The following is a 13,574-nucleotide window of genomic DNA, read 5'->3' as shown; positions in this document are numbered from 1 at the left end:
ATGAAAGGCCTTTCATATTTCTTACGGCATTAGTATTTCATTAATTTATATTGAAGTCAATGATTTTTAGGATTTATACCGTATATTGGGATTTATTTCATTAGGCTTCAATTAATTAACTATTATTTAAAAGATATTTCCCATGCGTGAAATTTATTGCATAAACAAGCTTAAAAAAAGCCATCCGAAGATGGCTAAAGTTAATAATTTACTTTAATAAAGATTCGTTCCAATGTTCATTTGGTTCAATGCCTAAGAAATCAGCAACTGTAGCAGCAATATTGCTTAATCCCAAGTTGTCATCAGTTTTTAATTTACATTTGGCATTGTATACAATAAATGGAACACGATTCAATGTATGTGAAGTTTTAGCTTTTAATGGCTGTCCTTCTTTTGGTGCTTGATACATTTCATCGGCATTACCATGATCGGCTGTGATCAACAATACACCATTGACCTTCTTTACGGATTCCATGACACGTTGTAAACCAAGATCAACGGATTCAACACCAATAATCGTAGAAGTTAGACTACCTGTATGTCCAACCATATCACCATTTGGATAGTTTGTACGTAAGAAATCGTATTTACCACTTTCAATGGCTGCACATAATTCATCTGTAATTTCAGCCGATTTCATCCAAGGACGTTGTTCAAATGGAACGACATCGGATTTGATTTCAACATAAGTTTCTAGATTTTCATCAAATTTTTCAGAACGGTTACCATTCCAGAAATACGTAACGTGACCATATTTTTGAGTTTCACTAATTGCGTATTCACGAATACCATGTTTACATAATTCTTCTGTCAATGTGTATTTAATTTTTGGTGGTTCTGTCAAATACATCTTTGGAATTTGTAAATCGGCATCATATTGTAACATACCAGCAAATTTTACATTTGGTACTTTGACACGATCAAATTTATCAAATGAAGCATCACCATCAAAAGCACGAGAAATTTCTTGTGCACGGTCACCACGGAAGTTGAATAAGATAACGCTATCGCCATCATCAATCGTACCAACAGGTTGACCATCTTTCGCAACGACAAATCCAGGCAAATCTTGATCGATTACACCTAATTCTTTACGATATGTTTCAATGGCTTCGGTTGCGGATGCAAATTGACGTCCTTCACCTTGTACATGGATACGCCATCCTTTTTCAACCATGGACCAATCGGCTTCATAACGGTCCATCGTGATTTGCATACGTCCACCACCACTGGCGATGCAAGCATGGAATGTATCATCATTTAATTCACCCATGAAGTTTTCAATATCATCTACATAAGTCAATGCACTTGTATCTGGTACATCACGACCATCCAATAATGCATGGACGCGAACTTCATGAATGCCTTCTGCTTTTGCTTGTTTGATCAAAGCTTTTAAGTGATTGATATGAGAGTGGACATTTCCATCACTCAACAAACCAATAAAGTGCATCTTATGACCATCTTTGCAGAAATCGACTAATTCTCTCCATGCCTTTGAATTAAAGATTTCACCAGAATCGATATTTTCATTAACAAGTTTTGCACCTTGTGAATAAATTTGACCACAACCAATGGCATTATGACCAACTTCACTATTTCCCATATCACCATCCGTTGGCAAACCAACAGCTAATCCATGTGCACGTAAACGTGTATGTGGACAACTTGCATATAAGAAATCCAAGGTTGGTTTATGTGCTTGTTGAACAGCATTTCCAAGATGAGTTTCTGCTAAACCCATACCATCCATAACAACCAAAACTACAGGTCTTTTTTCCATTTTTATTTCCTCCAATTTGTCGATTTTATTCTATCACAAAAATGCCATAACAATACTGAAAATTGCGTTTTCAGAAAAGAGAAAGACTTTTCTGAAAAAAAACCACATTCTTACCGGTTTATGGTAAAATCTACTATATATGAATATAAGGGAGAGCGAAAATGAAAATATTCAAAAAAGTTATGGCATTGGTGCTTGTGGTTGGCATGACTTTAGGATTATCCGCTTGTGGAAATAGTTCTAAGAGTAGCGATGCAGCAAGTAAAAATGATGATTCGGTGTTAGTGGTTGGCTTTGATCAAAATTTCCCACCTTTTGGTTATAAAAACAAAAAAGGAAAATTTGTTGGTTTTGATATTGAAGCGGCTAAAGCTTGTGCCAAAGAAATGGGTGTAGATATCAAGTTGCAACCAATCGATTGGGATTCTAAAGATATGGAATTGGAATCCGGAACCATTGATTGTATCTGGAATGGTTTTACCATCAATGGACGTGAAAAGAAATATACATGGACAGAACCATATATGAATAACTATCAAGTCTTTGTAGTAAAATCAGATTCGGGTATTAATACAATAGCCGATCTAAAAGATAAGAATGTGGAAGTACAAAAGGAATCAAGTGCTGAAACAGCAATCAATGATGATAAAGATTTAAAAGCTTCTTTTGCACAATACACTTCGGTTGCTGACTACAACACAGCCATGATGGATTTGGATTCTGGAGCCGCGGATGCCATTGCGATGGATTACTTTGTTGCTTTAGATCAAACCAAGGGTAAAGATCAATTCAAGATCCTTGATGAAAAACTAAGCCAAGAACAATATGCAGTTGGCTTTGAAAAAGGAAACACGAAACTTCGTGACCAAGTACAAAAAGCAATGAAGAAAATGGTCAAAGATGGCACATATGCGAAGTTATCAGAAAAATACTTCGGTGAAAATGTCGTTGTATTAAGTGCTGATTAATAAAAAACCAGGCAATATGCCTGGTTTCAATTTGTAAGAAAGGAGCCGATTATGGAAACTATCAGTTTGATGGAATCTTTCCAACAACTTATTGGTGGTATGGGCACCACCATTCAAATCTTTGTATTAACGCTTTTATTTTCTCTTCCCTTAGGATTAATCATCGCGTTTGGGCGTATGTCAAAAAATGGTATTCTTCAAACCATTATGAAGATCTATATTTCGATCATGCGAGGAACACCATTGATGCTACAACTACTCGTTGTATACTTTGGTCCATACTATTTATTTAATGTAAGTATCACACCTGCGTATCGAGGTGTTGCCGTCATTATTGCCTTTGCCTTAAATTATGCTGCCTATTTTGCCGAAATCTATCGTAGTGGTATTGAATCCATGCCAAAGGGTCAATATGAAGCTGCTAAAGTTTTAGGCTATAGTCGAACCCAGACATTCTTTACGATCATCTTCCCACAAGTATTAAAACGAATCTTGCCTGCATTGACCAATGAAATCATCACTTTGGTCAAAGATACTTCGTTGGCTTATTCCATTGCTTACATGGAAATGTTTACTGAAGCAAAGGCTTTGGCCGCAAGCTTTAAGAGCATGATTCCATTTGTTGCTGCTGCCATTTTCTATTATATTTTCAACTTTATTGTGGCAACCATTATGGAATACTTCGAAAAGCGTATGCGCTATTATGACTAAGGAGGTTGGGTACGATGAAAATTTTAGAAATGAATCATATTAAGAAAAGTTTCGGTAACAACCAAGTATTAAAAGATATCAGTTTTTCAGTAGATGAAGGGGAAGTCGTTTCCATTATTGGCCCTTCTGGATCCGGTAAGAGTACACTTCTTCGTTGTGCAACTTTTCTAGAAACGATGGATGATGGTTCATTATCCTATGTAGGTGATGAAGTAGTCAAAAGTGTAAATGGTCATGCCGTCTATGGTTCCAAACAACAACAAAGAAAAGCATTGAGCTATTTTGGCCTGGTTTTCCAAAACTTTAATTTATTTCCTCACTTCACAGTTATGAAAAATATTACGGATGCACCGATTCGAATCCAAAAACGCAATGTTGAAGAAGTCAATGCCCAAGCAAGAAAACTATTGAGTCAAATGGGATTATCCGATAAAGAAGATGCCTATCCAAGTCAATTGTCTGGTGGACAACAACAGCGTGTATCCATTGCACGTGCCCTGGCCCTCAATCCAAAGATCTTATTCTTTGATGAACCCACTTCGGCATTGGATCCAGAATTAACGCTAGAAATCTTAAAAGTCATCAAAGATTTAGCGGCACAAAGAATGACCATGGTCATCGTTACACATGAAATGACATTTGCGCATGATGTATCTAATCGTATGATTTTCATGGATAAAGGTGTCATTGTCGAAAATGGTACACCCGATGAATTATTTCATTCATCGAATTCGAGAACACAATCTTTCTTGGGAAAATATCACGAATTGGGCTAGCACAGCAAGCGCTGTGCTTTTTTTGTGCATACAAAAAGAGCTATAAGCTATGCTTATAACTCTAACGATTGATTAATTTACGTAAAATACACAATAATAAGCCAATCACAGCTAATAAAGGAATGTATCGCATCGGTGTAATAAAGTATTGAACCCATTGCCATGCACCGGATTCACCATGCATACCTGCTACATATAAAGTGATTGGATATGATAACGCAACGATAATAAAACCAATGAGACCATGTCCTGTATCCACACGGTATTCTTCTTCACCAGCCTTCATCTTCTTTGTCGTTAAAGTCCAAATACCTTCAATGACACAGAATACTACGAAAGCTGCCATACCACCTAAGAAAATCTTATGATCTTGTCCTTGTGATGTGATCATGACACGAACGAATTCTGTATAATTCAATGCGTTCATCACAAACAAGACTGCGGAACCAAACATACACAAAGCACAAATCACTTGCATTAAACGAGATAAGATCTTAAGAGCACCTTTGGCACCTTTTTTCTTTATTTCTTCCGTATTTAAATTTTGTAACGGATTATTGGAAGGTTCTTGTTTAACCAATTGAATTTCCGTTTCTTGTGGAATACTTGCGGTTTCTTGTGCAACGCTTTCTACCGCTGCTACCAAATCACGATCTTCTGGATGTTTATTGAACCATTCCTTCGAATAGGTGGATGTTGGAACAACCAAACCACCATTTTTACGAATCTTATTCAATGCCAAAGACATCATTTTATTTTCGACTTTTGGACTTATTTGCGTATTTTTAGCAACATCTCCAATTCGATATACCCCATCTTCATTGGCAAAATCTAAATGTGCCAATACTGCATCATTATCATCAACCAATTGAACTTGATTTTTGTACACTTTTAATAACATTTTTATAGCCCCCTATTTGTAGAAAAATATACCTTATTTTCTATTAAAAATCAATTTTTCATTTCCCTTAACATCTCTTTTACTTCTTGCGCATGCGTTAGATCATACGCAATTTGTAGATAATATCTGGCCTGATCATATTGTTTCTTTTCAACATATGTCTTGCCATATCCATAGGCCAAACCGACAACCGTTTGATCCGCCCCTATCGGAAGTCCTGCTTTTTTTAGATCTTCTAAAGAAGCCGGAACAAAAGTTGGTGTTTCTAAGTCCTGCATTTGTTTCATAACACTTTCATCTTCAACAAATTGAAGACTCAGTCCCAAACATCCATACTGATAATTGGGTTGGTTTTTCTTTTCATAATACGTGGCAAAATTCTTATATAATTGCGCAATATCACGGGGATGAAACATATATTGGAAAGCAAATTTTGTATACGCAAAATACTTTTCTAGATCATCCATTTCACTCATATACAAAAAATGAATCTTAGATGACATCGGATTCCATTCCAATGCTTTTTCCAATGCTTCATGACAAGCTTGTTGTTCACCTTTATCTTTCCATAAACAAGCATATAGATAATATACATCACTATACATGACCGGTGTCGTTGATACTTTTTTCTTCGGCTTTTCTAAATACATATACAAAGCTTGTTCAAAAGGTTCATGGAAAGAAAAATAATCTTGAATTTGATCATTCTTAAAAAGGGTTTCTTTTTCCATGGTCTTGATGATCGGACGTAAAATGGATAAGGCTTTATCAAATTCTTTCTTTTCTCGATAGTATTCCACTTCTTTTAATGTTTGTTCCGTTTGTTTCTGATCTTTTTCAATCGAAATACGATAGGCTTGTTGCTGATTGGCATCCAAACGATCATAAATCATCTTACCAATTTCCCGTTGAATGGCTTCCTGTAAAGGATGGTCTTTATATTCTTGTATTTGTTTGCGCAAATAGACAATATCTTCTTTATTATTCCCGGTTAATCCCGACTGAATCTGCTTCATAATGGCATCAAATGACATATTATTCCTCTTTTCTTGATTGGCGAATCACTTCGATCAAATCTTTTTCTATCACAAAATTGGTCGTGAATGGATCAATCACAAAAGCATCGTATTGATCAACTAAATCTGGAAGAGACACACGTACCCAAAAAAACTCATTATAATACGCATCTTTGATTTCTTTACGATCTGTAAATAAAGGAATGTAGGATCGATCTCCTTTGATCAATTCGTCAGGTACTTTCTTAATTCCCGATTTTGGTAATATGGTCATGGGCATCCATAAAGAATTTTGACACAACAGGATCAAAGTATCGGCCAACTTTGTTTTGGTTGGTTCTTGCATATAAGACTGGATTTGATTAGTTAATGACATAACTCTCCTTGTAAAAAAGAGCCATACGGCTCTTAGCATGACATCTGGCTATAGGGATCAAAGTATTTTTCAGATGTCTTTTGGATTATACCAAACATTCTTCTATTTGTGTATCGTACTAATTCGCAAATCGATCATTTTTACGTAAAAATAAAACTAAATCATGATAATGTGCATCTTTTGTGGAAAAAATCACTCTTTTATCTTTCAATTCAAAGGAAATACGATTATCTCCTAGAGAGTACACTTTTATTTCATCCCAATGGAACTCTTCGGTCTTTTTCATTGGCGAAGTATACGTCACTGTATCTTTTGTCACAACGATTTTACGATTGGCATAAACAAGCAACAAACGAATACTGTCGATAAAAATAATAATATATACCAACAAAAAGAAAAAATTTGTACCACTGGTTCCTACTCCATTCATCATATCTTGAATCGTACCGTATCCAAAATAAATCGCTAAAACAAAAATAACCACTGGCAACAATAAGTTTGATGAAGTTTTTGATGAACAAGTAATTTGATTTTTCATATAAACGCTCCTGGCTTCTATTATACATCCTTTCATGAATTCAAAACACTCTTTTTATGAAATCATGGTATGATGGATATAAATTAGGAGAGAAAAAGAAATGAAAAAGTTTTTTGAAGAATTTAAAGAATTTGCGATGCAAGGCAATGTCTTGGATATGGCCATTGGTGTTGTTATTGGTGGTGCCTTTTCAACCATTGTTACGAGTTTGGTCAATGATATCATCATGCCTATTGTTGGTGCCATTACTGGCGGCTTAGATTTTACGGGATTTGTAATTACCCTCAATGCAGGTACGGGCTTAACCTTAAAGATTGGTAATTTCATTCAATCCGTTGTGAATTTCTTGATCATTGCTTTATGTATTTTCTGTGCCATTAAAGCCATCAACAAAATGCATAAACCACACGAAGAAGAAGCACCTGCACCTGAAGTGGATGAACGATTGGAAACATTAAAAGAAATTCGTGATTTATTAAAAGATCAAAAGTAAAAAAAGGAGTTGTGTGATAGGATCCCTGTCAAGTAGACAGTGGAAATATCATACAAACTCCTTTTTTAGTATAATGGTTTACCACAATGTGGACAAAACGAATAGCTATCATTTTCAATGGGCATACCACAATGCGGACATACCCGTGTTTCTTTTTGCATGGTTTCTAAATCAGACCATGTGATGGAAACATCTCCCTTTTCTAATTGCTTGCCTTTTTCCGAATTCAGCTGATAGATATCCCCATTTTCCGTTTGTATACGATAGGTTCTGCCCCAATGGAATAGGGGAATCAGAAAAATCGCAAACTCTTGATAGGTCACATATACATGGGCATTCATGGTTAGACAATCGATCCAATGAAATCCTAGATCTTTAGTTTTGGGTAAAATAGAAAAAAAGAAAAACATTATTTTAGATCCAACTCGATCGGACAATGATCCGATCCATAAATATCGGTTAAAATCTTCGAATCTTCTACTTTGTCCCAAAGTCTAGGATCCACTAGCCAATAATCAATGCGCCATCCGGCATTTTTTTCTCGTGCATGAAAACGATAGCTCCACCATGAATATTCCACTTTATCGGGATATAACGTTCGATAGCTATCTTTGTAATGTTTCAATAAGTTTGCTTTAAAACTATTGCGTTCTTCATCCGTAAAACCGGCATTCTTATGATTTGTTTTGGGATTTTTGATATCAATTTCTTCATTTGCCACATTTAAGTCACCACAAATAATGACTGGCTTTTCTAAACTGGTAACATATTCCGTAAAAGCTTTATCCCATTCCATACGATAATCCAGTCGTTTTAAACCCGTCCCTGAATTGGGGGTATAGACAGTCACTAAATCAAAATCTTCATATTCGATCGTAATCACTCGACCTTCGGTATCGTGTTCTGGCTGATTCATTCCATAGATAATGGAAAGTGGTTCTTTCTTACAAAAAATCATCGTACCACTGTATCCTTTTCGTTGTGCACTATTCATATATTGATAAGGATATAAATCTTTACAGTCCACTTCAATTTGATCGGGTTGTGCTTTCGTTTCTTGAATACAAAATACATCTGCATCTAATGTATATAATATATCCAAGAAATCTTTTTTTAGAACGGCACGAATACCATTCACGTTCCAAGAAATGAGTTTCACAATTACCTCCTATAGATATATTGGATACCAATTGAACCCATTCCCGTATGACAATTAATCACGGGACATAGATCATCACGTTCAATTTCGATCCCTGGTACCAATAACTCTAACATATCTTGGGCATATTGTGCATACCCTCGTGCACGAGAATCCATGATTACAATTTGATAGTCTTTGGCATTCAATTGCGGATCTTGACTTATGATTTCACACGTTTGTTTGATAGCTCGTTTCATTGTACGAACTTTATCATAAATATCCACACGCCCTTTGGTATCTTTGGATACTCGCAAAATCGGTTTGATTTTCAGCATACCTCCTAATTTTGCAGCCATCGGCGTTAAGCGACCACCTTTCGCTAAATGGTCCAAGTCTTCTACAATTAAATATCCACAGGAACGATCGACACTTTCTTTTAAACGAGCAATGATCGTTTCTGGGTCCAATCCTTCATCAACCATTCGTTTAGCATAAATAGCCATATACTTTTCCATACCAAGTGTCGAATAAATATCTAGTGTATGCATATGCAAGCCATGTTCTTGACCCATGATTTGCACTTTTTCATTGGTTGAAGACAAAGCATTGGATAAGGTAATCAAAACAACATCGGTAATACCGGTATTCTTATATTCTTGAAATAATTCATCAACAAGGCCTAATGGTGGTAAACTGGTTTGTACTTTTGCACCTTTTTCCATTTGGTCATATAGAAAATCCCGATCTAAATCAACACCATCCATGTATGTTTGACCATTGATCATGACTTGTAGAGGTAAGTAATCAATTCCCAGTTGATTGGCTTCTTGTTTATTCATCAAGCCACCACTATCCATCACAACTTTAATTTTCATTGTTGTTCTCCTTTGTTGATTTTTCTACATATGAGTATTATTATTACTAATATCTATGAAATCAATTCCCAATTTAAAATATATTGAGGATTTTTCCACAATTGGAAAGGATTTGTTGACTATGGATCGTCGCATCATCAAAACCAAACAAGCCATTGAATCGGCTTATTTTCGTTTACTTCAAGCCAATCCAGGCAAACGGATATCGATCACCAGCATCGCCAAAGAAGCCAATATTGATCGCAAAACATTTTATCTTCATTACAACACTTGTGAAGATATCATAAAAGATTTTGCACATCGCAAAATTGTAGAACTTTTTTCACAATTAAATGATGATCATTTTTTCCAAGACCCCTATAATTCAAAAGAAGTTTTTAAGATTTTTAACCAATTTATTCAAAGTGATCTTCACCTATACCAATTTTTTTCCAGCGATTCCTTGTATGATCTTTTTTGGCCTCCCTTCGAAAAAGAATGCATTTCCTATTTAAAAGATATTTATGCCGAAGAATTAGGAATGAAACCCATTGAAAAAGAAGTCTATATCACCTACTTCTTTTCCGGCCTCTTGGCTGTATACACAAACTATTTTCGTTCTTCCGATAAAATGTCCTTAGATGAAGTCAATCAACTTCTCTACCAGATTTCTTTTTATGGCATTCAATCTACCATGCAAAAAAAAGAAGACGATCATTCTTCGCCTTCTATTTATTTATCCACTAGAAAGTAAGCAATATATAATTTTTGAGAGAGAAAGGGAATTTCTAGTAAACAAATTCAAGGTAGCTCCTTGATGGTTTCATCATAGTAGAGCTACCTTAATTTTAGTTTAAAGTTTAAAAATTAATGTTTAAAATGACGAACACCCGTAAATACCATGGCGATGTTATGGGCATTGCATTCATCAATGGATTCTTGATCTCGAATGGATCCACCTGGTTGAATAATGGCAGTGACACCGGCTTCGATGGCAGTTTGTACCGTATCTTTAAATGGGAAGAAAGCATCGCTTGACATTACGGAGCCTTTGGCTTTTTCGCCAGCTTCTTTAATGGCAATTTCAGCCGAACCAACACGATTCATCTGACCGGCACCAACACCAATGGTCATATTATCTTTCACCAATACGATCGCATTGGATTTCACATGTTTAACAACCTTCCATGCGAACAACAATTGATCCATTTCTTCATCGGTTGGTTTACGATTTGTTACGCAACGAAGATCTTCTTTATTGATTTGTTTGGTATCCATTTCTTGCACCAACAAACCATCATTGACATTTGTATATTTGAATGTATTGTTTACACTCTGCGTTACATCCAACGTCATCAAACGAATGTTCTTTTTCTTTGTCAAAATATCTAAAGCATCTTGTGAGAAAGAAGGAGCAATGATGATTTCCAAGAAGATCTTAGATAACTTTTCAGCTGTTGTTTCATTGACTTCATCATTGAAAGCCACGATACCACCAAAAATAGAAACTGGATCGGCTTCAAAACATTTATCCCATGCTTCATCAATACTGTTTCCAAGACCAATACCACATGGATTCATATGTTTCAAACCAACAGCAGCATGTTGACCCTCAAATTCTTTCAGAATTTCGATGGCAGCATTTCCATCTTGAATATTGTTGTAAGAAAGTTCTTTTCCATGTAACTGTTTCGCATTGGCCAATGAATATTGTGGTTTCATGCCTTTATAGAAAGCCGCTTTTTGATGTGGGTTTTCGCCATAACGAAGATCTTGTACTTTATCAAAAGTGATCGTTAATTTTTCTGGGAATTCTTCGCCTGTTTTCTTTGTGAGATAATCCGCAATCATCGCATCGTATTGAGCTGTTGTACGGAAGACCTTAGCAGCTAAACGTTCTCTTGTTTCTGGCGTTGTATCTCCCTTTTCTTTGATTTCGGCTAATACGACATCGTAATCGGCTGGATCACAAACAACGGTAACAGCTTGATAGTTTTTAGAAGCACTACGCAACATCGAAGGACCACCAATATCAATATTTTCAATAATTTCTTCGTGCGATACACCTGGTTTTTGTACGGTCTGTTTAAAAGGATACAAATTCACAACAACCATATCAATTGGATCAATACCTAATTCTTGGATTTGTTTCATATGATCCGGATTGCTACGCACAGCCAATAAACCACCATGTACTTTTGGATGCAATGTTTTTACACGACCATCTAAGATTTCTGGAAATCCCGTAACTTCCGAAATACCAATAGGTTTCAAACCTGCTTCTTCCAAAGCTTTTTTGGTACCACCAGTCGAAATAATTTCATAACCAGCATCAACTAATCCTTGTACAAAAGGAATCAAACCACTTTTATCTGATACACTGACTAATGCTCTTTTCATTCGTTTTTCTCCTTTTCTATTTTTTCTGCTACTTCTTTGATCACTCGCCAAAATAAATCGTATTCAACAGCATGGACATGCGTTTCCAACGTAGCCAAATCCCAATCGGGATCAATATCTAATCGACGTTGTTGAATAATGGGTCCTGTATCTACACCTTCATCTACATAGTGGACCGTAACACCGGTTTGTTTCACATGAGCTTCAAAAGCATCTAATATCGCATGTGCACCCGGGAATTCTGGTAAATATGCTGGATGAATATTAATAATGCGATTTGGATACGCTTCTAATAAAACCTTTCCAATGTATCGCATATATCCACTTAAAACAATTAGGTCTACTTTTTTTTCTTGAAGGATATGTAAGATCATCATTTCATATTCTTCTTTACTGGCATATCGTTTCGGATTCACAAAAAAGGATTGGACCTTATATTTTTCAGCTCGTCGAATACAATAGGCATCACTTTTATCAACGATCAAACATTGACAAGATACCGGCAAAGAGCCATCTTGAATATGTTTCATGATGGCTTCAAAATTCGTACCGGATCCAGAAGCAAAGATGGCAATATTGATCATTTCAAAACGACCTTTCCTGAATCCGTGACTTTACCAACAACATAGGATGGTTCGCCCATTTCTTGTAGTTTGGCTTGTACAGTATCGACATCACTTGGATCTACTGCCATCATAAAGCCAATTCCCATATTGAAGACATTGTACATTTCTTGCGTCTCAATGTTTCCTGTTTTTTGAATGAAATCAAAAATCTTTGGACGTGGGAATGAAGTTGTATCAATTTCAACACCCATTCCATCTTTCAACATTCTTGGGATATTCTCAAAGAAACCACCACCTGTAATATGGCTCATCGCATGAATATCAACCACATCAAATAATGAAGTCACTGCTTTCACGTAAATCTTGGTTGGCGTCAAAAGAACATCACCTAAAACTTGTCCATCCAATTCTTCATATGTCGCATGTGGATCCAAATGGGCATCTTTAAATAAAACCTTTCGAACCAAACTAAAGCCATTGGAATGGACACCCGTAGAAGGTAAACCAATCAAGGTATCGCCAACTTTTAGATTTCTTGAATCTTTTAATTTCGATTTATCGACAACACCAACACAGAAGCCAGCCAAATCGTAATGATCTTTATCATACATATCTGGCATTTCGGCGGTTTCACCACCAATTAAAGCTGCATTGGATTGTACACAACCATCCGCAACACCTTTCACAATTTGTTCGATCACAGCCGGTTTATTTTGACCGACCGCAATATAATCTAAGAAATAAATGGGTTGGGCGCCTTGTACCAATACGTCATTGACACACATCGCAACAGCATCGATTCCAATTGTATCGTGTTTATCCATTTCAAATGCCAACATCAATTTTGTACCTACACCATCGGTGCCGGAAACCAATACAGGTTCTTTAATATTGTAAACACTTAAATCAAACATACCACCAAAAGCACCAATCGAATCCATGGCACCTTTGACTTTCGTACGTGCTACATGCGATTGAATACGGCGTACCGATTCGTAACCCGCTTCTAGATTGACGCCTGCCTCTTTATATTTTTCTGCCATTTTCCTTC

16 protein-coding genes are annotated in these 13,574 nt (G+C 36.1%); 5 read left to right on the top strand and 11 right to left on the bottom strand.

Going from position 1 to position 13,574, the window contains the following annotated elements; translation table 11 throughout:
* Positions 1-208 precede the first annotated feature (208 nt).
* A complete protein-coding gene (gpmI, locus tag EDX97_RS07365; protein WP_128520511.1) occupies positions 209-1,783 on the bottom strand; it encodes a 2,3-bisphosphoglycerate-independent phosphoglycerate mutase in 1,575 nt (524 codons plus the stop codon).
* Between the two features lie 161 nt (positions 1,784-1,944).
* Between gpmI and EDX97_RS07360 the strand changes: the two genes are divergently transcribed.
* Genes EDX97_RS07360 through EDX97_RS07350 form a run of 3 tightly spaced genes read left to right on the top strand, consistent with a single transcriptional unit; the run spans position 1,945 to position 4,238 of the window.
* Entirely contained in the window at positions 1,945-2,751 is an 807-nt protein-coding gene (locus EDX97_RS07360; protein ID WP_128520510.1) for an amino acid ABC transporter substrate-binding protein, read from the top strand.
* Positions 2,752-2,802: 51 nt separating this feature from the next.
* A complete protein-coding gene (locus EDX97_RS07355) occupies positions 2,803-3,462 on the top strand; it encodes an amino acid ABC transporter permease (RefSeq protein WP_128520509.1) in 660 nt (219 codons plus the stop codon).
* A gap of 14 nt (positions 3,463-3,476) precedes the next feature.
* A complete protein-coding gene (locus tag EDX97_RS07350; protein ID WP_128520508.1) occupies positions 3,477-4,238 on the top strand; it encodes an amino acid ABC transporter ATP-binding protein in 762 nt (253 codons plus the stop codon).
* 61 nt (positions 4,239-4,299) lie between these two features.
* Here the strand turns inward: EDX97_RS07350 and EDX97_RS07345 are convergent, their stop codons facing one another.
* From EDX97_RS07345 to EDX97_RS07330, 4 genes are all read right to left on the bottom strand, one after another.
* Positions 4,300-5,139, bottom strand: a complete 840-nt coding sequence (locus EDX97_RS07345; protein WP_128520507.1) for a GNAT family protein — start codon at positions 5,137-5,139, stop codon at positions 4,300-4,302.
* A 50-nt stretch (positions 5,140-5,189) separates the two neighbouring features.
* Positions 5,190-6,173 (bottom strand): hypothetical protein, encoded by a 984-nt coding sequence (locus tag EDX97_RS07340; RefSeq protein ID WP_128520506.1) that lies wholly within the window; start codon positions 6,171-6,173, stop codon positions 5,190-5,192.
* A gap of 1 nt (position 6,174) precedes the next feature.
* Positions 6,175-6,531, bottom strand: coding sequence for an SseB family protein (locus EDX97_RS07335; RefSeq protein WP_173445911.1), 357 nt, complete (start codon positions 6,529-6,531; stop codon positions 6,175-6,177).
* Positions 6,532-6,649: 118 nt separating this feature from the next.
* The gene (locus tag EDX97_RS07330) at positions 6,650-7,069 is read right to left on the bottom strand and encodes a hypothetical protein (RefSeq protein WP_128520504.1); all 420 of its coding nucleotides are present in this window, start codon (positions 7,067-7,069) and stop codon (positions 6,650-6,652) included.
* A 100-nt stretch (positions 7,070-7,169) separates the two neighbouring features.
* On the opposite strand from EDX97_RS07330, the gene mscL reads away from it, so the two are divergent.
* Complete coding sequence (mscL, locus tag EDX97_RS07325; RefSeq protein WP_128520503.1) at positions 7,170-7,562, top strand: large-conductance mechanosensitive channel protein MscL; 393 nt, start codon at positions 7,170-7,172, stop codon at positions 7,560-7,562.
* 65 nt (positions 7,563-7,627) lie between these two features.
* Here the strand turns inward: mscL and EDX97_RS07320 are convergent, their stop codons facing one another.
* From EDX97_RS07320 to EDX97_RS07310, 3 genes are read right to left on the bottom strand one after another with little or no spacing between them, the layout of a single operon-like run.
* Positions 7,628-7,972, bottom strand: coding sequence for a zinc-ribbon domain-containing protein (locus EDX97_RS07320; protein WP_128520502.1), 345 nt, complete (start codon positions 7,970-7,972; stop codon positions 7,628-7,630).
* The gene (locus EDX97_RS07315; RefSeq protein WP_128520501.1) at positions 7,972-8,721 is read right to left on the bottom strand and encodes an exodeoxyribonuclease III; all 750 of its coding nucleotides are present in this window, start codon (positions 8,719-8,721) and stop codon (positions 7,972-7,974) included. Before EDX97_RS07315 ends, EDX97_RS07320 begins: the two co-directional genes overlap by 1 nt.
* A 2-nt stretch (positions 8,722-8,723) precedes the next feature.
* A complete protein-coding gene (locus tag EDX97_RS07310) occupies positions 8,724-9,578 on the bottom strand; it encodes a DegV family protein (RefSeq protein WP_128520500.1) in 855 nt (284 codons plus the stop codon).
* A gap of 55 nt (positions 9,579-9,633) precedes the next feature.
* Between EDX97_RS07310 and EDX97_RS07305 the strand changes: the two genes are divergently transcribed.
* On the top strand, positions 9,634-10,311 hold the full coding sequence (locus EDX97_RS07305) for a TetR/AcrR family transcriptional regulator (RefSeq protein WP_128520499.1): 678 nt from the start codon (positions 9,634-9,636) through the stop codon (positions 10,309-10,311).
* Positions 10,312-10,424: 113 nt separating this feature from the next.
* Here the strand turns inward: EDX97_RS07305 and purH are convergent, their stop codons facing one another.
* The 3 genes from purH to purM are packed head-to-tail and all read right to left on the bottom strand — an operon-like array spanning position 10,425 to position 13,566.
* Positions 10,425-11,957, bottom strand: a complete 1,533-nt coding sequence (purH, locus tag EDX97_RS07300; protein ID WP_128520498.1) for a bifunctional phosphoribosylaminoimidazolecarboxamide formyltransferase/IMP cyclohydrolase — start codon at positions 11,955-11,957, stop codon at positions 10,425-10,427.
* Positions 11,954-12,541 carry a phosphoribosylglycinamide formyltransferase gene (gene purN / locus EDX97_RS07295; RefSeq protein ID WP_128520497.1) on the bottom strand — a complete coding sequence of 196 codons (588 nt, stop codon included), beginning with the start codon at positions 12,539-12,541 and terminating at the stop codon, positions 11,954-11,956. Before purN ends, purH begins: the two co-directional genes overlap by 4 nt.
* Entirely contained in the window at positions 12,538-13,566 is a 1,029-nt protein-coding gene (gene purM, locus EDX97_RS07290) for a phosphoribosylformylglycinamidine cyclo-ligase (protein ID WP_128520496.1), read from the bottom strand. Before purM ends, purN begins: the two co-directional genes overlap by 4 nt.
* Positions 13,567-13,574 lie beyond the last annotated feature (8 nt).

This window comes from Absicoccus porci, assembly GCF_003725415.1.
GTDB lineage: Bacteria > Bacillota_I > Bacilli_A > Erysipelotrichales > Erysipelotrichaceae > Absicoccus > Absicoccus porci.
Note: the sequence above shows the minus strand (reverse complement) of the source record. Positions and strands in the feature narration are given on the sequence as shown.

Excerpts from the sequence above, each read along its gene's own strand:
- EDX97_RS07340 (WP_128520506.1), bottom strand. The coding sequence starts at position 6,173 with ATGTCATTTGATGCCATTATGAAGCAGATTCAGTCGGGATTAACCGGG.
- EDX97_RS07335 (WP_173445911.1), bottom strand. The coding sequence starts at position 6,531 with ATGTCATTAACTAATCAAATCCAGTCTTATATGCAAGAACCAACCAAA.
- EDX97_RS07360 (WP_128520510.1), top strand. The coding sequence starts at position 1,945 with ATGAAAATATTCAAAAAAGTTATGGCATTGGTGCTTGTGGTTGGCATG.
- EDX97_RS07330 (WP_128520504.1), bottom strand. The coding sequence starts at position 7,069 with ATGAAAAATCAAATTACTTGTTCATCAAAAACTTCATCAAACTTATTG.
- purM (WP_128520496.1), bottom strand. The coding sequence starts at position 13,566 with ATGGCAGAAAAATATAAAGAGGCAGGCGTCAATCTAGAAGCGGGTTAC.
- mscL (WP_128520503.1), top strand. The coding sequence starts at position 7,170 with ATGAAAAAGTTTTTTGAAGAATTTAAAGAATTTGCGATGCAAGGCAAT.
- EDX97_RS07320 (WP_128520502.1), bottom strand. The coding sequence starts at position 7,972 with ATGTTTTTCTTTTTTTCTATTTTACCCAAAACTAAAGATCTAGGATTT.
- purH (WP_128520498.1), bottom strand. The coding sequence starts at position 11,957 with ATGAAAAGAGCATTAGTCAGTGTATCAGATAAAAGTGGTTTGATTCCT.
- EDX97_RS07310 (WP_128520500.1), bottom strand. The coding sequence starts at position 9,578 with ATGAAAATTAAAGTTGTGATGGATAGTGGTGGCTTGATGAATAAACAA.
- EDX97_RS07350 (WP_128520508.1), top strand. The coding sequence starts at position 3,477 with ATGAAAATTTTAGAAATGAATCATATTAAGAAAAGTTTCGGTAACAAC.
- EDX97_RS07355 (WP_128520509.1), top strand. The coding sequence starts at position 2,803 with ATGGAAACTATCAGTTTGATGGAATCTTTCCAACAACTTATTGGTGGT.
- EDX97_RS07305 (WP_128520499.1), top strand. The coding sequence starts at position 9,634 with ATGAAATCAATTCCCAATTTAAAATATATTGAGGATTTTTCCACAATT.
- EDX97_RS07345 (WP_128520507.1), bottom strand. The coding sequence starts at position 5,139 with ATGTTATTAAAAGTGTACAAAAATCAAGTTCAATTGGTTGATGATAAT.
- purN (WP_128520497.1), bottom strand. The coding sequence starts at position 12,541 with ATGATCAATATTGCCATCTTTGCTTCTGGATCCGGTACGAATTTTGAA.
- gpmI (WP_128520511.1), bottom strand. The coding sequence starts at position 1,783 with ATGGAAAAAAGACCTGTAGTTTTGGTTGTTATGGATGGTATGGGTTTA.